Consider the following 17,363-nt stretch of genomic DNA (forward strand, 5'->3'; position numbering starts at 1 on the left):
ACTGGAAAGATGGTTTACACGCGTGGCAAAAAAATCTGCCCTCTGATGGGGCAGCTAAAGGCAAGAGTACTGCATAGCACAGCACAAAAGCGCAGAAAAATGGCCCGTGAACACGTTAATGTCGGTTTGGTGATAGCGCCATTCGCATTCAATTGTTAAAAAGGAGCCCTTCTCAAAGTTACCTCCACGAAAGGACTTCGCATATGCCTGTCACGTTTACCAAGAGTGCCCTGCTGCTGGCCCTGATGTTGGGCCTTGGCCACGCACAGGCGGCAAGCCCGATCAGCCCTACCGAATTGGCCACCAACGAAGGCATTCCGCACCCTGCGGTGATTGCCCACCGTGGCGCGTCCTACGATGCACCGGAATCCACCGCCGCGGCCTACAAAGTAGCGCGCGACCTGGGTGCCGACTACCTGGAAATGGACCTGCAACGCAGCAAGGACGGCGTACTGTTCGCCCTCCATGACAACAACCTGCAACGCACCACCGACGTCGCCACCAAGTTCCCCGAGCGCAAAGACAGCCCGGCCAACGAATTCACCTGGGCCGAGCTTAAAACCCTGGACGCCGGCAGCTGGTTCAACGCCGCCTACCCGGACCGCGCCCGCCCTGGCTTCGTCGGCCTGAAAATCCTGAGCCTGGACGAAATCATCAAGATCGCCGAAGGCAACCCGCAGCACAAACCCGGCCTGTACATCGAAACCAAAGAGCCGAAGCAATTCCCGGGTATCGAAGCCGACCTGAAGAACAAGCTGCTGGATAAAGGCTGGCTGAGCTCCACCGGCTCCAATCAGGCCCAGAAAAACATCGGCGTCGGCCAGGGCAAGGGCCGCGTAGTGCTGCAAACCTTTGAGAAGGACAGCCTGAAAGAGCTGCAAAAAGAGATGCCCAACACCCCGAAAATCCTGCTGCTGTGGGTGGGTGAAGGCAGCATCGAACCGAAATCCAAGGTGACCTTCGCCGAGTCCGGCGAGCCGACCAAAGCTGCCTACTACGCCAAGCAGGAGCCCAAGGACGCCGCCGAGTTCGAAAAATGGATCGACGAGGCCAAGAGCCTGGGCGCCATCGGTACCGGCCCTTCGGCACAGCTGACCAACCTGGGCGACCAGAGCTACTCCGACCTGGTCAAACCCGAGATGAACCAGTTGACCCACGACAAGGGCCTGCTGGTGCACGTGTACACCGTGGATGAGCCGGTGGACTTCGACAAGGTGATGAAGGCCGGCGTCGATGGCATCTTCACCAACCGCGCCGCCGAACTGCTGAAGTACTACAAGCGCTGGCCGTCCTCGAGCGTGGCCGACCTGCTGCAGGACAACGGTTACTGAGTGAGTTCCGAATGGTCAGGTCGCCTGTGGCTGGGGCCTGACTACGGGCTGATCCAGGGCATACCGGGGCGCACCGCGCCCCATGCGCACTATGCCCATCAGTTGATGTTCTCCCCGGGCGGGCCGATCACGGCCAGCCTCGATGGCCGTGTCACCACGGCCCATCGCCTGTTTATCCTTTCAAGAATGCCCCACGCCATCCTCCGCACCGAGGGTGAGGTGTTGATGGTGTATGCCGAGCCCGGCGCGTTTGATCTCGACCTTTTGCAGGCCGCCCTCGCCGATAGCCAACTGTCCCTTGAGGCACTCGACCGCACGCTGCGGCAGTTGCCGCGACGCGCACTGGAAGACACCCGTGTGGAGCGCGCGCTGCTGGCGCTGGATCAGCAACTGAGCGGCAAGGTCTCGGCCCAGGCTCTCGCGCAGGCAGCGCACGTTTCGTTGAGCCAGTTGGAGCGCTTGTTCACCCATCAGTTGGGATTGCCGGTGCGCCGCCTGGTGCTGTGGCGGCGCTTGCGGGTGGCGCTGGGGCTGGCGCTCGGCGGCAACACCTTGACCGAGGCGGCCCATGGCGCCGGGTTCGCCGATTCGGCGCATTTTTCCCGGACCATGAAGCAGCTATTTGGCGTCACGGCCGGGGCGTCGTTGCGTAACCTGCACGTGCGAATCCTGGAATAGACCGGCCGGAACCGGCGGCTCCTTGCTCAATCGCACGGCCCTGAACGGATCGCGCAACTGCGCCACATAATCCCGAGGAAAGTCCGGCCGGCTGCCAATCCCCAAATCGCCCTGCCCCATTCGATAGTCCTGGCGGTAAAACGCCGTCCCCAACAGCCAGTCCCACAGATTGAAAAACAGCCCGAAATTTACATCCCCCGCCCGGCCATATTTCATGTGGTGAAACCGATGCACCGGCGCCCAGGCGAACACCCAGCGCAGCGGCCCCAGGCGCATGTCGACGTTGGAATGCTGCAACAACAGCTGAATGGCAATCGCCAGCGCCAGCAGCAGCGCCACATCCGTGGGAATGCCCAGCAGGATCAACGGCAGCAGCCCGGCCGTGGCTTCCAGCATCTGGTGCAGCGGGTGCTTCATCAAGCCATTGAAACCGTACAGCCGCTGCACGCTGTGATGCACCGCATGCAGGCGCCACAACGCCCCGACCCGGTGACTGGCGTAATGCATCAGGGTGATGCCTGCATCGGCGATGAAAATCGCCAGCAGCAATTGCTCCCACAGCGGCCATGCCCGCGGCCATAGACCGTCGATGGCCAACAGTGCGGTCAACCCCGGCAGGATCAACAAGCCCAATGCATTGAGGCCTTCATTGACCAATGCATGAAGAATGTCCCGCCTGCGATCGCCCTGGTTTCGATTCCATTGGGGCTCGTAAGGCAACCACGCCTCAGCGATAAACGACACCGCCACCGCCGTTACAAACACCAGCCCCAGCCAGTGCAGCGCACCCACCTCTACCAGCCACAACGCCCAACCGATAAATCCCGCCCAGAACACGGGCGCATAGACCCAGGTCATCAACCGTTTCATCTGTGTCTCCCATAAGTGAGACGCCAGCATGAAACCCCGCACTCCTCGCCGATTGAACAAACGGCGCAATTTTAAGGGTGAGTTAAGTTGCGCTGGTTAACCTGATCCCACTTAAACAGCTCACCCCAAAGGATCACACCATGAAAAACCTGACCGCTCTGTTCGCTGCCGCCGCCCTGACCATGACCGCCGGTTTCGCCCAGGCCGATGTTCGCCCGGACCACATTCCGAGCCTGCTCAAGTCCGGTGCCGTGATGGATTTTGAAAAACTCAACGCCAAGGCCCTGGCCCAGCACAAAGGCGCCACCATCGCTGACACCGAGTTGGAAAACGAAGCCGGTCGCCTGGTCTACGAGACCGAACTGCGTGACACCAGCAATGTGAAGTGGGACGTGAAGCTGGACGCCAAGACCGGCGAAGTCCTGGAAAACAAACAAGACACCTGAGTTGAACCACAAAAACGCCGCGCCGCCTTCGGGCCGCGCGGCTTTTTTATGCGCGCTCGTCGCCCAGAAGAGTAAATAGTCTAATTCCCTTGCACGAAGTTGTACCTTCAACCTTCAAGGCCGCTAGAATCCCAGTTATCAGCCAAGGCACAACGCCAGCAGCATCAGGATCGAGACCGTTCGCCATGGGGCAAAGAGCCGCAGACATTGCCACCATTGGCCGAATCAGTGCTGTCCCCGCCATTCTCCAGGTGGTCAGCGAAATGACCGGCCTGCGGTTTGCCGCCGTGGCCCGGGTGACCGATGATTCATGGACGGCCTGCGCCGTGCTCGACCGCCTGGACTTCGGCCTGCCCGTCGGCGGCGAACTGGACCTGACCACCACCCTGTGCCACGAAATCCGGGGCTCCCATGTCTCGATCGTGATCGACAAAGCCAGCGAAGACCCGCTGTACCGCGACCACCACACACCGCGCATCTACCACTTTGAAAGCTACATCTCGGTGCCGGTGTTCCGCACCGACGGGCGTTTTTTCGGCACCATCTGCGCCCTGGACCCGAACCCGGCACAGCTGCGCAGCAGCACCATCCAGTCGACCATGGAGTCGTTTGCCCGGGTGCTGTCGCTGCAAATCGAAGCCGAAGAAAGCCTGCAGCAAACCGAGGCCGACTTGCAGCAAGAACGGGAAACCGCCGAACTGCGGGAACAGTTCATCGCCGTGCTCGGCCATGACCTGCGCAACCCGCTGTTCGCAATCAACGTGGGCGCCGAGCGCCTGTTGCGCAAACACCCGGACCCGGCCACCGACACCCTCGTGCGGCACATGCTCGCCAGCGGCCGCCGCGCTTCGCAGTTGGTGGAAGATGTACTGGATTTTGCCCGAGGGCGCATGGGCAGCGGCATCCCGGTGCACATCGGTGAATGCTCCGGGCTGGAAGACACCTTGCAGCACGTGGTGGACGAGGTGCAGCACGTTCACCCGACACGCCAGATTCACGCGCGCATCGGCAACCTCAAGGGAGTGCAAGGCGACCGCGAACGGCTGGCGCAATTGCTCTCCAACCTGGTGGGCAATGCCATCAGCCACGGCAACCCCGAAGGGCCGGTTGAGGTCAGTGCGCAAGTCAACGACGGTACGTTCGAGCTGACGGTGAAAAACCGCGGGGTGATCAGCGATCAAGCCATGCCGCTGCTGTTCCAGCCCTACTCCCGACCGACCGGCGCCCTACCCCAGGCCGGGCTGGGCCTGGGCTTGTACATCGTCAAACAGATTGCCGACGCCCATGGCGGGCGGCTGGAGGTGTCGTCCCACGAACAGGACGGCACGGTGTTCAGCTTCAGTTTGCCCACAGGCAATTGACGCCCACCTCAAATTGTCACAAAACCGTCAAATCCAGTTGCCATGATGCGCTCAAGTGAACCTGTGAAATCTCCTACAGGCACTTTCCCTGCGAGCGTCCATGAACCACAGCATCGACCACAGCCACCAGGACTCCGACCTGTTTGGCTTGCTTTACGGTTTTCGTTTTCGCCCCGGTGAAAAGGGCGAACAGATCGACTCAGCCACCGCCCTGGCGGCCTTGCAGCAACCCGGTGACCCGGAAGAATTCCTCTGGCTGCACCTGAACCTGGCCCACGCTGCCTGCGAGCGCTGGATGCAGGGGCACCTGAACCTGCCAGAAGAATTCTTCGAAGCCTTGCACGAAGGCTCACGCTCCACCCGCATCGAACACGTGGACTCGGCCTTGCTGGCGGTGGTCAACGACGTGGTGTTCAACTTCAGCAGCATGGTGTCTTCAGACATTTCCACGTTGTGGGTCTGCGCCCGCAGCCGGCTGCTGGTCAGTGCGCGTCTGCAACCGCTGCACTCGGTGGACAAGCTGCGGTCGTCGGTGAAGGCCGGTGAGCACTTTCGCTCGCCGCTGGAACTGCTGGTGCATTTGCTGCGGGACCAGGGCGAGGTGCTGACGCAGATCGTGCGCAAGACCAGCCTCAGCGTCGACCAGATCGAAGACCAGTTGCTGTCGTCACGCCTGTCCACCAACCGGGCCGAACTGGGCGCCGCACGCCGGGTGCTGGTGCGCCTGCAACGGCTGCTGGCGCTGGAGCCCGGCTCGTTGCTGCGGTTGCTCAATCGCCCGCCGCAATGGTTGCAGAAGGAAGACGTGAAGGAGTTGCGCAAATCCACCGAGGAATTTGCGCTGATCATCAACGACCTGATGGCCCTGGGTGAACGGATCAAGCTGCTGCAGGAAGAGATCGCCGCCAACCTCAACGAGCAGAGCAACCGCACGCTGTTCACCCTGACCGTGGTCACGGTGCTGGCGCTGCCGATCAATATCATTGCCGGTTTTTTTGGCATGAACGTCGGGGGCGTACCGCTTTCTACGGACCCCGAGGGCTTCTGGATCCTGGTGGCGCTGGTGGCCACGTTCACCCTGATTGCCGGGCGTTGGGCGTTCCGCAAGCGCAAGGATTATTGAAATTCAGGGGGGCTGCAGACCAGTGGCAGCCCCTTTCACTTAAACACTGACTTACCGCAGCATCTCTGTAACATTTTGCAATGATCATGACCCACATCCTCCCCACACTGGATGCTCCGGCATGGCCACCCCTTCCCTGACCGCCTCCGCACACGCTTCCACCACCGACCCCAAACCGCGCCTGGACAAAAAACCGGGCCTGGTGACGGTGATTATTTTCTTCGCCGTGCTCGCCATGGGCCTGTTGTTCACCGCCTACAGCCTGATGCACGACATGCACGAACTGGGCACGGTGGTCACCACCTGGACGCCGTTCCTGCTGTTGGGTGTGGCGCTGTTGATCGCCCTGGGCTTTGAGTTCGTCAACGGCTTCCACGACACCGCCAACGCCGTGGCCACGGTGATCTACACCAACTCGCTGCCGCCGCATTTCGCGGTGGTGTGGTCGGGCTTTTTCAACTTCCTCGGTGTGCTGCTGTCCAGCGGCGCGGTGGCGTTCGGCATCATCGCCCTGCTGCCGGTTGAGCTGATTTTGCAGGTCGGCTCCTCCGCCGGCTTTGCGATGATCTTCGCGCTATTGATCGCCGCGATCCTGTGGAACCTCGGCACCTGGTGGCTGGGCTTGCCGGCGTCGTCGTCCCACACGCTGATCGGCTCGATCATCGGCGTGGGCGTGGCCAACGCGCTGATGCACGGCCGCGACGGTACCAGCGGTGTGGATTGGGGCCAGGCGATCAAGATCGGTTATGCGCTGCTGCTGTCGCCGCTGATCGGCTTCGCCTTCGCCGCGCTGCTGTTGCTGGCGCTGCGGGCCTTCGTGAAAAACCGTTCGCTGTACAAGGCACCCAAAGGCGACACCCCGCCGCCATGGTGGATTCGCGGCATGCTGATCGCCACCTGCACCGGCGTGTCGTTTGCCCACGGTTCCAACGACGGCCAGAAAGGCATGGGCCTGATCATGTTGATCCTGGTGGGCACCCTGCCGATGGCCTACGCGTTGAACCGCACCATGCCGGCGGGTGAGTCGTTGCAGTTCGCTGCCGTGGCCGAAGTGACCCAGGCCGCCCTGGTGAAAAGTGCCCCGCAACTGGCACCTGCCGACTCCCGCGCCACCTTGTCGACCTATGTGCGCACCAAGGAAGCCACGCCGGAACTGGTGCCCGCCCTCGCCGCCATCACTGGGCATATCGGTGAAGAAGTGAAGGGCTACGGCTCCCTCGCGGCCGTACCGGTGGAAGCCGTGGGCAACGTGCGTAACGACATGTACCTGACCAGCGAAACCATCCGCCTGATGGACAAGGGCAAGGTCGGCAACTTCGACGCCGACACCCAGAACAAGCTGCAACTGTTCAAGCAACAGATCGACAGCGCCACGCGGTTTATTCCGCTGTGGGTCAAGATCGCGGTGGCCATCGCCCTGGGGCTGGGGACCATGGTCGGCTGGAAGCGCATCGTGGTGACGGTGGGCGAGAAGATCGGCAAGACCCACCTGACCTACGCCCAGGGCGCCTCGGCCGAGATGGTGACGATGCTGACCATCGGCGCGGCGGACATCTACGGCTTGCCGGTGTCCACCACCCATGTGCTGTCCTCGGGTGTGGCCGGGACCATGGTGGCGAATGGGGGTGGCTTGCAGATGAAGACCATCCGCAACTTGCTGATGGCCTGGGTGCTGACCTTGCCGGCGGCGATTCTGTTGTCGGGCAGCCTGTATTGGCTGTTTACCCAGTTGTTCTAGTGCCCTGTAGGAGCCGGCTTGCCGGCGATGGCGGTCTTGAGTGCTATACAAGACTCAAGGGCCTCATCGCCGGCAAGCCGGCTCCTACAATTAATCAGCGAACAACCCGCCCATCACCTTCAACCGCTTCTTGTACACCCGCCGCGCCTCCAGCGCTTCCTCCAGCGTCACCGCCACGAACCCCGCCCGCTGGTTCGGCTGCATCTGCCCGATCAGATCCAGGTCGGCACTGATCACCGTGCCAATCATCGCGTAGCCGCCACCCGACACCGCATCCCGATGCAGCACGATCGGCTCCAGCCCGGCCGGTACCTGGATCGAGCCGATGGGGTAGCAACTGTCGACGATGTTCGATGGGTCAGAGCCGGCACCAAACGGCTGTTCCCGTGGCTGAAAGCTCAAGGCGCTGCCGCCCTTGAAGCGATAGCCGATGCGGTCCGCTTCCGAACCGACCGTCCAGGGTTCGGCAAAAAAGCTGCTTTTTGCGCCGGGTGTCAGTCGCTCGTAATACAGCCCCGGTACCACCCGCAGGGTCACGTCGCCGCCTACCGATTGGCGCAACGCCATGGGCAAACTGTTCCCCGCCCGGCCTTTGCCACTGGCCTCGCCGACCGGCAGTTCATCACCTTCTACCAGTCGCCGCCCCTGAAACCCGCCCAAGGCGCCGAGGGTGTAAGTGGAACGACTGCCGAGTACCAGCGGCACATCGATGCCACCGGCCACCGCCAGGTAAGTCCGCGCACCGGCCTTGGGGAATTCGAAGCGCAGCACTTGCCCGGCACGCACTTGAAACGCGGTGTCCTGATGCACCACCACACCGTCCAGGCGCGGCGACATCAGCGCCCCGCACAGCGCCACCAATGCATCCTGTTGAAACTCCAGCTCCGGCCCGATCAACGTGCATTCCAACCCGGCAGCACCGGCCGGGTTGCCCACCAGATGGTTGGCCGCGCTCAAGGCGTATTGGTCCAGCGCGCCGGACGGCGGGATGCCCAGGTGGTAATAACCTTCGCGGCCAAGGTCCTGCACCGAGGTGGCGAGGCCGGGTTTGAGTACCTTGATCATGCCAGCGCCTCCTGCAGGGTTTTCGGGTAGCCAATAGGGTCGGCAAGAAAGGCATCGAGGGAAAATTCCACCGGGCGGATGCGCAGGTCAAAACGCCCAGCGTCCACTTCAGCCACGGCCAGGTCATAGGCGTCGCGGTCCATGGGTTTGAACTGCACGATGTCGCCGGGGCGGAAGAACACCATGTGCTCTTTCAGGTAAGCCAGTTGCTGTTGCGGGTCGTAGATCGGTGCCGGGGTGACGCCGAACATCTGGTAACCGCCGGCGCCGCGTACCGAGTAGATACAGCCGAAGCAGCCGCCGTGGCCGAGGGTCAATTTTGGCGTATCGGTGCGCGGGCGCAGGTACTTGGGCACCTGCAACTGCCGCTCGCGCTCGACCATCTGGAACATGAACGGCAGGCCCGCCACAAACCCCACCATCGAGACAAACCACGGCGCGCCACTGTGGGCGGCGATAAACGCCTCCACATCCGCCAGGCCATTGATCCGTGCGGCGTACTCCAGGTCGGTGCCGGTCGGGTCCTGATGGCGGTCGCGAAAACGCATCAGGGTTTCATGGGTCCAGGGGTCGTTGTACAGCACCGGGATTTCGATGATGCGGGTGTGCAAGGTGCGTTCGGCCACCGCCAGCGCTTCGGCGCTTTGCACGGCGTCGAGCAGCACGTGAGGCGCGATGCGGTCCGGGTCGAAGCGAATCTGGAACGAGGCATTCGCCAGGCAAACGTCCAGTACACCGTCCAGGGCCAGGCGCTCCACGGCGCGGGTGACGGCCATGCCCTTGAAGAAGGCCTCCAGGGACATGCTCTCGCTGACCTCGGCAAACAGGTGTTCATCACCGCCAAAGCTGTAGCGGATCGGGGAAGATTCGGCCATGTCTGTTCCTCTTGGAATCATTGTAGAAAGGCAGGCAAAAAATCATGAGTGTTGGCAGAAGTAGTCATTGTGGCGAGGGGGCTTGTCCCCCGTTGGGCTGCGTAGCAGCCCCAAAACCTGACCTTGAATGCTGCCTGGGGAAACTCCGTGGGCTTATAGGGGCTGCTGCGCAGCCCAACGCGGGGCAAGCCCGCTCACCACAACAATCCCCGCCTTATCCAAGGCTTCACGGGTGGCTTCCACCAGTTCAAGGGCGCCGGGGGTGTCGCTGTGCAGGCAGATGGAATCGAATTCGATAAACAGGTCTTCCCCTTCGACGGTACGCACCAGCCCGGTCTGACACGCCCGCAGCACCCGCGCCGCCACCGTCGCCGGATCCAGCGCGCGCACATTGCGGGTAAACACGATGGAGCCCGTGAGATCGTACTCACGGTCGGCGTAAAACTCCCGCACCACCGGCTGGCCCAGTTCCTTGGCAATACGCCAGATCACCGAGTTGGGCATGCAATACAGCAACAAGGTGGGCTCCAGCCGTTGCAGGTTTTCCACCAGCAAGCGTGCCGCTTCTTCGTCCCGGGCCAGGTGCATGTAGAGCGCGCCGTGGGGTTTGATGTGTTGCAGCGTCAGGCCCTGCGCCCGGGCGATTTCCCGCAAGGCGCCAAGCTGATAGAGCATGTCGTCCACCAGTTCCTGGGCCGGGGCGTTGATGTGGCGACGGCCGAAACCCACCAGGTCACGAAAGCCCGGGTGCGCCCCAATCGCCACGCCCAGTTGCTTGGCGCGCTCGACCGTGCGACGCATGGTGCCCGGGTCGCCGGCGTGGAAGCCGGTGGCGATGTTGGCCGAGCTGATGTACGCCATCAGTTCACTGTCGACGCCGTCGCCGATGGTCCAGGGGCCAAAGCCTTCGCCCATGTCCGAATTGAAATCCACTGCCTGCATCGGGGTCGCTCCGTTGAAGTTCATGCCATGGAAATTAGGCCGCGGCTTGACCCCTTGGGAAGATCTATTATCAGATGGCCCATCTTCTGAAAATCAGATACCCGCCATGTCCCTGACCCTGCGCCAAATCCGCTACTTCGTCGCCACCGCCGAAATCGGCCAGATCTCCCAGGCGGCGATTCACCTGAACATCTCGCAGTCCGCGGTGACCACTGCGATCAAGGAGCTGGAAGCGATGCTCGGCGCCCAGCTGTTTGTGCGCTCGGCCCAAGGCATGAGCCTGACCGACGCCGGGCGGCATTTTCTCAACCGGGCCTACGTGATTGTGCGCAGCGTCGACGATGCCCTGAACAGCCCGCTGCCGGACTACCGCGCCAGCGGCGTGTTGCGGGTGGCGGCCAGCTACACCGTGCTCGGCTACTTCCTGCCGCACCATTTGCAGCGCATGGAACACTGGCACCCGGACGTGACCATCGAGGTGTTCGAACAGGAACGCCAGGCGATCGAACACGGCCTGCTCAACGGCCAGTTCGACATGGCCGTGGTGCTCACCGCCAACCTCACCCACCCGGATATCGTCTCGGAAATCCTCTTCAACTCCGAACGCCGCCTGTGGCTGCCCAGCCATCACCCGTTGTGCGAGCGCCCCGCCGTCAGCCTCGCGGACGTGGCCAGGGAGCCGTACATTTTCCTCACCGTCGACGAAGCCGAACAAAGCGCCATGCGCTATTGGGAGCAGGCCGGGCAAACACCCAAGGTGCGGTTGCGCACCAGCTCGGTGGAGGCGGTGCGCAGCATGGTTGCCAATGGCAGCGGCGTGGCGATTTTGTCGGACCTGGTGCATCGCCCGTGGTCACTGGAAGGCAAGCGCATCGAAACCGTGAGCGTAACGGACAAGGTCACCCCCATGAGCGTCGGCCTGGCCTGGCACCGCGAGCGTGACTTCACTCCGGCGATGCAGGCATTCCGTGATTACTTCCACGATGCGTTCCTTGCGCCGCAGCAGTTGTCAGCCCGGCGTTAAACGCGCACTGCAAGGTGGCAGCCAGCCAGTCCATGAACACCCGCACCCGCAGCGGCAAATGCCGTTGGCCGGCGTACAGCAGGGACACGTCCAGCGCGGGGGCCGGATAGTCCGGCAGCACCGAAACCAACTCGCCGCTGGCCAATAGATCGAGAATGCCCAGGGCTGGCACTTGGGTCAGGCCGAAACCACCCATGCACGCCGCCCTGTAAGCGTCGGTGCTGTTGACCGTGACGCGCCCGGCCATGGGGACCCGGTGCACCTTGTTGCCTTGCACGTACTCAAACCCTGGCGAACGCGAGCCCAGCGGGCGTACGTAATGCACCAGATGATGGTCGGCCAAATCGTCCAGCGTCTGAGGGACGCCGTAGCGTTCCAGGTAGGTGCGACTCGCGCAGTTGATCATCGGCATGCTGAACAGCAACCGGGCCACCACCGACTGGTCCGGCTGCGCCCCCACCCGCAATACGCAGTCAAAGCCCTCGGCCAACAGGTCAACCTGGCGGTCGGTGCTGCTGATCTCCATCTCGATCAGCGGGTGCTGGTCCATGAATTCCGGCAGGCGCGGCAGGATCAATTCGCGGGCCATCACGTTGGGCATGTCCACCCGGATTCGCCCCGCCAACTGCGCTTCATCCTGGCGAAACAAGCCTTCCAGTTCCTCCATGTGGGACAGCAAGTCTTTGCTGCGCTCGTACAACACGCGGCCGTCCTGGGTGGCCTGCACCTTGCGCGTGGTGCGCTGCAACAGGCGCGCGCCCAACAGTTCTTCCAGCGCCTGCACATGCTCGGAAACCGTAGAGCGCGGCAGGCCCAGGCTCTCGCCCGCCCGGGTGAAACTCGACAGTTCGGTGACGCGCACGAAGGTGCGCAGCAGCTCAAGTTTGTTCATGGATTGTTCGCCTTATCCGGCCAGTGATTCCGGTATAGCGCTGTTTATCACGTTATGGGCGGACAAATACACTCAATCCCACGAACATTCACACGCTCCGAGGACTACACCATGACCCGTAAAATTGCATTGATCACCGGCGCCAGCCGCGGCCTGGGCAAAAGCGCTGCGCTGCACCTGGCGGCACAGGGCGTCGACATCATCGGCACCTACAACCGCGCGGCGGACGAAGCCCAAGCCGTGGTCGCCCAAGTCGAAGCACTGGGCGGCAAGGCGGCCATGCTGCAACTGGACGTCAGCCAGAGTTCTACCTTTGAGGCGTTCACAGCCCAGGTCGGCGCGGTATTGAACGACGTGTTCGGTCAGGCGCACTTCAACTTCCTGATCAACAATGCAGGGATCGGCGCCCACGCCAGCTTCGCTGAAACCACCGAAGCGCAGTTCGACCAACTGGTGGCGATCCACTTCAAGGGTCCGTTTTTCCTGACCCAGAAACTGCTGCCGCTGATCAGCGACGGTGGCCGCATCATCAACATCTCCAGTGGCCTGGCGCGCTTCAGCCTGCCGGGTTACTCGGCCTACGCCTCGATGAAAGGCGCGGTGGAAGTACTGACCCGCTACCAGGCCAAGGAACTGGGCGCCCGCGGGATTACCGTCAACACCCTGGCCCCCGGCGCGATTGCCACTGATTTCAGCGGCGGCGTGGTGCGGGACAACCCGGACGTGAACGCCATGGTCGCCAACAACACCGCCCTGGGTCGCGCGGGCTTGCCGGATGACATTGGCGGGGCGATCTCCACCCTGCTGGCCGACGGCAGCAACTGGATCACCGGGCAACGGGTCGAAGCCTCCGGCGGGATGTTTCTGTAACCCGGTCTGATTCTCCGCTAGCATCAATGCTTTCGGATACCTGACAGGCAATCACCCATGAGTTTTGATCCAGGACTGGCCGGCGGCATGGGCGTACTGGCCGCGGTGGTCGACAGCGGCAGTTTTGCCCGCGCCGCCGACAGCCTGGAGATGACGCCTTCGGGGGTCAGCCGGGCGATTTCCCGGTTGGAAAAACGCTTGGGCATCCGCCTGTTCGACCGCACGACCCGCTCGGTGCAATTGACCGACGAGGGCCGGCGCTTCTACCAGGAAATCGCCCCGCTGCTGGCCGGCCTGGAAGAGGCCGCCAGCTCGGCGGCCGACAGCGCCCTGACGGTACGCGGACGGCTGCGGGTGAATATCGACCCGTACTTCTCGCGGCTGGTGCTGGGGCCGGTGCTCGGTGAATTCATGGGCCAATACCCGCAGCTGCAGTTGGACCTGCACACGCGGGATCAGCTCGGGGACCTGGTGGCGGATGGCTTTGACCTGGCCATCCGTTTTGGCATTCCGCAATCCTCCTCGTTGATCGCCCGCAAGCTGATGGAGGTGCGGGTGCTGACGTTGGCCTCGCCGGCTTATCTTCAGCGCCATGGTCGCCCGGCCCATCCACTGGACCTGGAAGACGGCCAGCACGTGTGCATCGACTTTCGCGACTCCCAGACCGGCCGGCCATTTGGCTGGGAATTCCACCGCCCCGGCGAGCAAGTCAACGTCGCCACTCGCGGGCGGCTGGTGGTCAACGATGCCGGGACCTTATACAGCGTGTGCGAACACGGGCATGCGGTGGCGCAGATGCTCGACCTTGGGCTGACGCCGGCGCTGGAGTCCGGCGCGCTGGTGGAGCTGTTTCCCGACTGGCCCGACGAGCGCTTCCCGTTGTATGCCTTCTACCCGTCGCGGCATTTGCCGGCGGCCAAGGTGCGGGCATTCCTCGATTTTGTGGCCTCGCTACACCCCCTGTAGGAGCTGGCTTGCCGGCGATGACGTATCCAAAATCGCCATCGCTGGCAAGCCAGACTCCTACGCGGTGCGCATCCGTTTCTGCAGGATCCGCTCCCTCACCGCGTCATACGCCCAGTGATACACATAGGTGTACGGCAGGAAAAACAGCAACACGCCGATGTCGAGGATAAACGCCTGCATCAGGCTGATGTTCAGCCACCAGGCAATCAACGGTACGCAGATCGCCACCAGGCCGCCTTCAAACATCAACGCATGCAGCACGCGGGTCCAGGCCCCGCCGGACAGTTGCAGGCGCGCCTTGAGACGGTCGAACAGACCATTGAAAATCACGTTCCAGGCCAGCGCCATAAGGCTGATGGCCAAGGTCACCATGCCCATCTCCAGGGCTGGTTTATCCATGATCCACGCCAGCAATGGCGTACAGATCATTAAGGCCAGGCCTTCAAAACCAATGGCTTGCCAAACGCGTTCAGTAATCGACTTGGTGGGTGTCATGACCCGTTCTCCGTGAGTGACGATGGTTGCCATCATTACCCTTTAATCCGATACTTCATAACCAATAACCATCGATCAAGGCGATAGTCATGGCATCCCATGAAGTGCTTCAGGCGTTTGTGCAGGCGGCGACCCAGGGTTCGTTTTCCGCAGCGGCGCGCAAGCTGGGCAAGAGCCAGTCCACCGTCAGCGCGGCAGTGGCGAGCCTGGAGATTGACCTGGACGTGGTGCTGTTTGATCGCAGCAGCCGCAAGCCGACGCTGACCCCGGCCGGGCATGTACTGCTGCAACGTGCCGAGCAGGTGCTGGAAGCCAGTAGCCGCCTGGAGTTGGCGGCCAGCCAGTTGTCCCAGGGGCTGGAGCCCAAATTGAGTATCGCGATGTCCGATACCTATCAATCGGACCGTTTCGAAACCGCCCTCAGCGCCTTCGAGCAGCGCTACCCGGACCTGGAACTGGAATGCCTGATCGCCGAATGCGAAGACTTGATCGCGCTGGTGCAAAGCGGCCGGGCGCAGATTGCGTTTATCGAAATGCAGGAGGTCTACCCGCCGGACCTCACCAGCACCGCCGTGGAAGAGCGCACGGAAATCGCCCTGTTTGTCGCGCCCAAACATCCGCTGGCGAACCTTGCGGACATCGACCAGCAAACCCTGGAACAACACCGCGAACTGCGCCTGGCGAGCATCATCAACCCGAATGAAACCCGTGGCCTGGGCCGTGTGTGGTCGGCGCCCAGTTACCTGATGCTGATGGAAATGGCGCAGCTGGGTTTCGGCTGGGCGCCTCTGCCGCGCTGGCTGGTAGAGCGGTTTGGCGGTGACCACCTGTGTGAAATCAAGGCCCGGGGTTGGCCGCGTTCGGTGGCCGTGGATGCGTTGTGGTCACGCCAGCATCCGCCCGGCCCGGCAGGCAGTTGGCTGCTGGGCAAGATGCTGGAATAACGGCTCAGGCCGCTTCAATCTGCGGCGGGCGGTTGTTCTGGAAGTATTCATGCAGCGCCCGCAACGCCGGCAACTCCAGGGCCTGGGCGGCAAAGCACAACCCCACCCGGCGTGTCGGTGCCGGCAGGTGCCACGGGCGAATCACTACCCCGGCGCGCTCCGCCGCCAGCGACTGCGGCAACATCGCTACACCCACTCCCGCCGCCACCATGTGCAAGGCCTGGGTCAACGAACCGGCGTGCCCGGCCACCGCCTGGGGCGAACGCCCGTACAGGGCCATCAGCCGTTGATGGGAATCATGCTGCGGGCAGGTGATCCAGTCTTCGATGGGCGCCCAGGCCTGTTCTTTTCCACCCGCCGCCATCGGGTGCGCAGCCGGCAGCGCCATGACGTAAGACTCTTCCCAAAGCGGCAGGAACAATTCGTCCTCACAGCACATTTCCTCCACGGCCAGGCGACCTTCTCCTTCGCAGCCTTCCTGCAAGGTCAGCAGCAAACCCGGCAAGCCCTGGTGCGCCATGCGCAGGAAGGTTTCGACCTGGCTGTCGGCAATGTCGCCCTCCACCCCCAGTTCCAGGGCGATGCGGTTTTCGCGCCCGCGAAACAGCCGGCTCAACGCATCGGCCTCGGCCACCATGCGCCGCGCCTGCGGGTACAGCACCCGCGCTTCATCACTGACCTCGACCCCACGGGGCTGGCGCAGGAACAGCGCCACGCCCAACTCTTCTTCCAGTTGCTTGATGGTCACCGACAACGTCGGCTGGCTGATGAACAGGCGCTGGGCGGCGGCGGTGATATTGCGCTCTTCGAACACCGCGAGAAACGCCTTGAGATGACGCACATCCATAGTTATTACCGATGACAGACAGAGGAATAAGGCATTTTTCAGCCACCCAAGGGCTAAATATACTGCGCCCCAAGTTCAGTTATTTGTTTTTCTTATCTCAGGAGTTCCACCATGAGCAAGCCCTTGATCATCATCACCGGCGCCAGTTCGGGCATTGGCGAAGCGACTGCGCGCTTGCTGTCGGCCGCCGGCTACCCGCTGCTGCTGCTGGCACGCCGCATCGACCGGCTGAATGCCCTGGACCTGCCGAACACCCTGAGTCGCGGTATCGACATCACCGACCGCGCCGCGCTGGTGGCGGCGGTGAAAGAAGCCGAAGCCCAGTTCGGCCCGGCCGACGCGCTGATCAACAATGCCGGCGTGATGCTGCTGGGCGCCGTCAGCGAACAGGACCCGGCGCAGTGGGAGCAGATGCTCGACGTCAACGTGAAAGGCCTGCTGAACGGTATTCATGCGGTGGCCGGCAGCATGGTCGAGCGCAAGGGTGGCACTATCATCAACGTCAGCTCGGTGGCCGGGCGCAAGACCTTCCCGAACCACGTTGCGTATGTCGGCACCAAGTTTGCCGTGCACGGAATTTCGGAAAACCTGCGGGAAGAATTGTCGCCGCACAATGTGCGCGTGATCACCATTGCGCCGGGCGCGGTGGAAACCGAACTGCTGAGCCACACCACCGATGAAGCTATCAAGACCGGCTACCAGGCGTGGAAACAGGACATGGGCGGCACCGTGCTGAGCGCCGACGACGTGGCCTCGGCGATTGCCTACGCATACCAGCAGCCGCAGCATGTGTGCATTCGCGAAATCGTGTTGGCGGCGACGCGTCAGCAGCCGTAAGAAGCCAAGGCAGACAACACACATCCACTGTGGGAGCTGGCTTGCCTGCGATAGCGGTG

18 protein-coding genes are annotated in these 17,363 nt (G+C 62.5%); 11 read left to right on the forward strand and 7 right to left on the reverse strand.

Going from position 1 to position 17,363, the window contains the following annotated elements; all coding sequences use genetic code 11:
- Window positions 1–203 precede the first annotated feature (203 nt).
- Window positions 204–1,331 carry a glycerophosphodiester phosphodiesterase gene (locus HKK54_RS02445; protein ID WP_010169802.1) on the forward strand — a complete coding sequence of 376 codons (1,128 nt, stop codon included), beginning with the start codon at window positions 204–206 and terminating at the stop codon, window positions 1,329–1,331.
- The gene (locus tag HKK54_RS02450) at window positions 1,332–2,009 is read left to right on the forward strand and encodes a helix-turn-helix domain-containing protein (protein ID WP_169386068.1); all 678 of its coding nucleotides are present in this window, start codon (window positions 1,332–1,334) and stop codon (window positions 2,007–2,009) included.
- On the opposite strand, the gene HKK54_RS02455 is transcribed toward HKK54_RS02450, so the two are convergent.
- Window positions 1,950–2,879, reverse strand: coding sequence for a sterol desaturase family protein (locus HKK54_RS02455; protein ID WP_169386069.1), 930 nt, complete (start codon window positions 2,877–2,879; stop codon window positions 1,950–1,952). The two genes, HKK54_RS02450 and HKK54_RS02455, sit on opposite strands and share 60 nt — an antisense overlap.
- A 140-nt stretch (window positions 2,880–3,019) precedes the next feature.
- Between HKK54_RS02455 and HKK54_RS02460 the strand changes: the two genes are divergently transcribed.
- The 4 genes from HKK54_RS02460 to HKK54_RS02475 all read left to right on the forward strand — a co-directional run bounded on the left by HKK54_RS02460 (window position 3,020) and on the right by HKK54_RS02475 (window position 7,547).
- Window positions 3,020–3,325: a PepSY domain-containing protein gene (locus HKK54_RS02460; protein ID WP_010169805.1), complete on the forward strand. Its 306-nt coding sequence runs from the start codon at window positions 3,020–3,022 to the stop codon at window positions 3,323–3,325.
- 185 nt (window positions 3,326–3,510) lie between these two features.
- A complete protein-coding gene (locus tag HKK54_RS02465; RefSeq protein ID WP_029615853.1) occupies window positions 3,511–4,686 on the forward strand; it encodes a GAF domain-containing sensor histidine kinase in 1,176 nt (391 codons plus the stop codon).
- A gap of 100 nt (window positions 4,687–4,786) precedes the next feature.
- A complete protein-coding gene (locus HKK54_RS02470) occupies window positions 4,787–5,809 on the forward strand; it encodes a transporter (RefSeq protein ID WP_010169807.1) in 1,023 nt (340 codons plus the stop codon).
- A gap of 121 nt (window positions 5,810–5,930) precedes the next feature.
- A complete protein-coding gene (locus tag HKK54_RS02475) occupies window positions 5,931–7,547 on the forward strand; it encodes an inorganic phosphate transporter (RefSeq protein WP_169386070.1) in 1,617 nt (538 codons plus the stop codon).
- A gap of 90 nt (window positions 7,548–7,637) precedes the next feature.
- Here the strand turns inward: HKK54_RS02475 and HKK54_RS02480 are convergent, their stop codons facing one another.
- From HKK54_RS02480 to HKK54_RS02490, 3 genes are all read right to left on the reverse strand, one after another.
- Window positions 7,638–8,612 carry a biotin-dependent carboxyltransferase family protein gene (locus tag HKK54_RS02480; protein ID WP_169386071.1) on the reverse strand — a complete coding sequence of 325 codons (975 nt, stop codon included), beginning with the start codon at window positions 8,610–8,612 and terminating at the stop codon, window positions 7,638–7,640.
- On the reverse strand, window positions 8,609–9,487 hold the full coding sequence (locus tag HKK54_RS02485) for a 5-oxoprolinase subunit B family protein (RefSeq protein WP_010169810.1): 879 nt from the start codon (window positions 9,485–9,487) through the stop codon (window positions 8,609–8,611). Before HKK54_RS02485 ends, HKK54_RS02480 begins: the two co-directional genes overlap by 4 nt.
- Window positions 9,488–9,640: 153 nt before the next feature.
- Window positions 9,641–10,429, reverse strand: a complete 789-nt coding sequence (locus HKK54_RS02490) for a 5-oxoprolinase subunit PxpA (RefSeq protein WP_010169811.1) — start codon at window positions 10,427–10,429, stop codon at window positions 9,641–9,643.
- Between the two features lie 106 nt (window positions 10,430–10,535).
- Between HKK54_RS02490 and HKK54_RS02495 the strand changes: the two genes are divergently transcribed.
- Window positions 10,536–11,453, forward strand: coding sequence for a LysR family transcriptional regulator (locus HKK54_RS02495; protein ID WP_017475938.1), 918 nt, complete (start codon window positions 10,536–10,538; stop codon window positions 11,451–11,453).
- Here the strand turns inward: HKK54_RS02495 and HKK54_RS02500 are convergent.
- A complete protein-coding gene (locus tag HKK54_RS02500) occupies window positions 11,374–12,345 on the reverse strand; it encodes a LysR family transcriptional regulator (RefSeq protein ID WP_169386072.1) in 972 nt (323 codons plus the stop codon). The genes HKK54_RS02495 and HKK54_RS02500 overlap by 80 nt on opposite strands.
- Window positions 12,346–12,456: 111 nt before the next feature.
- Between HKK54_RS02500 and HKK54_RS02505 the strand changes: the two genes are divergently transcribed.
- Entirely contained in the window at window positions 12,457–13,215 is a 759-nt protein-coding gene (locus HKK54_RS02505) for an SDR family NAD(P)-dependent oxidoreductase (protein ID WP_169386073.1), read from the forward strand.
- Between the two features lie 57 nt (window positions 13,216–13,272).
- Window positions 13,273–14,181: a LysR family transcriptional regulator gene (locus HKK54_RS02510; RefSeq protein ID WP_169386074.1), complete on the forward strand. Its 909-nt coding sequence runs from the start codon at window positions 13,273–13,275 to the stop codon at window positions 14,179–14,181.
- A 57-nt stretch (window positions 14,182–14,238) separates the two neighbouring features.
- Here HKK54_RS02510 and HKK54_RS02515 read toward each other — a convergent pair whose 3' ends face one another.
- Window positions 14,239–14,676 carry a multidrug/biocide efflux PACE transporter gene (locus tag HKK54_RS02515; protein ID WP_010169816.1) on the reverse strand — a complete coding sequence of 146 codons (438 nt, stop codon included), beginning with the start codon at window positions 14,674–14,676 and terminating at the stop codon, window positions 14,239–14,241.
- An 89-nt stretch (window positions 14,677–14,765) separates the two neighbouring features.
- On the opposite strand from HKK54_RS02515, the gene HKK54_RS02520 reads away from it, so the two are divergent.
- Window positions 14,766–15,620: a LysR family transcriptional regulator gene (locus HKK54_RS02520; RefSeq protein WP_010169817.1), complete on the forward strand. Its 855-nt coding sequence runs from the start codon at window positions 14,766–14,768 to the stop codon at window positions 15,618–15,620.
- A 4-nt stretch (window positions 15,621–15,624) separates the two neighbouring features.
- Here the strand turns inward: HKK54_RS02520 and HKK54_RS02525 are convergent, their stop codons facing one another.
- A complete protein-coding gene (locus HKK54_RS02525) occupies window positions 15,625–16,467 on the reverse strand; it encodes a LysR family transcriptional regulator (RefSeq protein ID WP_169386075.1) in 843 nt (280 codons plus the stop codon).
- A 111-nt stretch (window positions 16,468–16,578) separates the two neighbouring features.
- Here HKK54_RS02525 and HKK54_RS02530 point away from each other — a divergent pair, with 111 nt between their 5' ends.
- Window positions 16,579–17,304 (forward strand): SDR family oxidoreductase, encoded by a 726-nt coding sequence (locus HKK54_RS02530; RefSeq protein ID WP_169386076.1) that lies wholly within the window; start codon window positions 16,579–16,581, stop codon window positions 17,302–17,304.
- Window positions 17,305–17,363: the final 59 nt, after the last annotated feature.

This window comes from Pseudomonas sp. ADAK13, assembly GCF_012935715.1.
GTDB lineage: Bacteria > Pseudomonadota > Gammaproteobacteria > Pseudomonadales > Pseudomonadaceae > Aquipseudomonas.

Coding starts and splice junctions, on each gene's coding strand:
- HKK54_RS02505 (WP_169386073.1), top strand. CDS start 12,457: ATGACCCGTAAAATTGCATTGATCACCGGCGCCAGCCGCGGCCTGGGC.
- HKK54_RS02445 (WP_010169802.1), top strand. CDS start 204: ATGCCTGTCACGTTTACCAAGAGTGCCCTGCTGCTGGCCCTGATGTTG.
- HKK54_RS02530 (WP_169386076.1), top strand. CDS start 16,579: ATGAGCAAGCCCTTGATCATCATCACCGGCGCCAGTTCGGGCATTGGC.
- HKK54_RS02495 (WP_017475938.1), top strand. CDS start 10,536: ATGTCCCTGACCCTGCGCCAAATCCGCTACTTCGTCGCCACCGCCGAA.
- HKK54_RS02520 (WP_010169817.1), top strand. CDS start 14,766: ATGGCATCCCATGAAGTGCTTCAGGCGTTTGTGCAGGCGGCGACCCAG.
- HKK54_RS02455 (WP_169386069.1), bottom strand. CDS start 2,879: ATGAAACGGTTGATGACCTGGGTCTATGCGCCCGTGTTCTGGGCGGGA.
- HKK54_RS02490 (WP_010169811.1), bottom strand. CDS start 10,429: ATGCAGGCAGTGGATTTCAATTCGGACATGGGCGAAGGCTTTGGCCCC.
- HKK54_RS02515 (WP_010169816.1), bottom strand. CDS start 14,676: ATGACACCCACCAAGTCGATTACTGAACGCGTTTGGCAAGCCATTGGT.
- HKK54_RS02485 (WP_010169810.1), bottom strand. CDS start 9,487: ATGGCCGAATCTTCCCCGATCCGCTACAGCTTTGGCGGTGATGAACAC.
- HKK54_RS02480 (WP_169386071.1), bottom strand. CDS start 8,612: ATGATCAAGGTACTCAAACCCGGCCTCGCCACCTCGGTGCAGGACCTT.
- HKK54_RS02500 (WP_169386072.1), bottom strand. CDS start 12,345: ATGAACAAACTTGAGCTGCTGCGCACCTTCGTGCGCGTCACCGAACTG.
- HKK54_RS02510 (WP_169386074.1), top strand. CDS start 13,273: ATGAGTTTTGATCCAGGACTGGCCGGCGGCATGGGCGTACTGGCCGCG.
- HKK54_RS02460 (WP_010169805.1), top strand. CDS start 3,020: ATGAAAAACCTGACCGCTCTGTTCGCTGCCGCCGCCCTGACCATGACC.
- HKK54_RS02475 (WP_169386070.1), top strand. CDS start 5,931: ATGGCCACCCCTTCCCTGACCGCCTCCGCACACGCTTCCACCACCGAC.
- HKK54_RS02470 (WP_010169807.1), top strand. CDS start 4,787: ATGAACCACAGCATCGACCACAGCCACCAGGACTCCGACCTGTTTGGC.
- HKK54_RS02465 (WP_029615853.1), top strand. CDS start 3,511: ATGGGGCAAAGAGCCGCAGACATTGCCACCATTGGCCGAATCAGTGCT.
- HKK54_RS02525 (WP_169386075.1), bottom strand. CDS start 16,467: ATGGATGTGCGTCATCTCAAGGCGTTTCTCGCGGTGTTCGAAGAGCGC.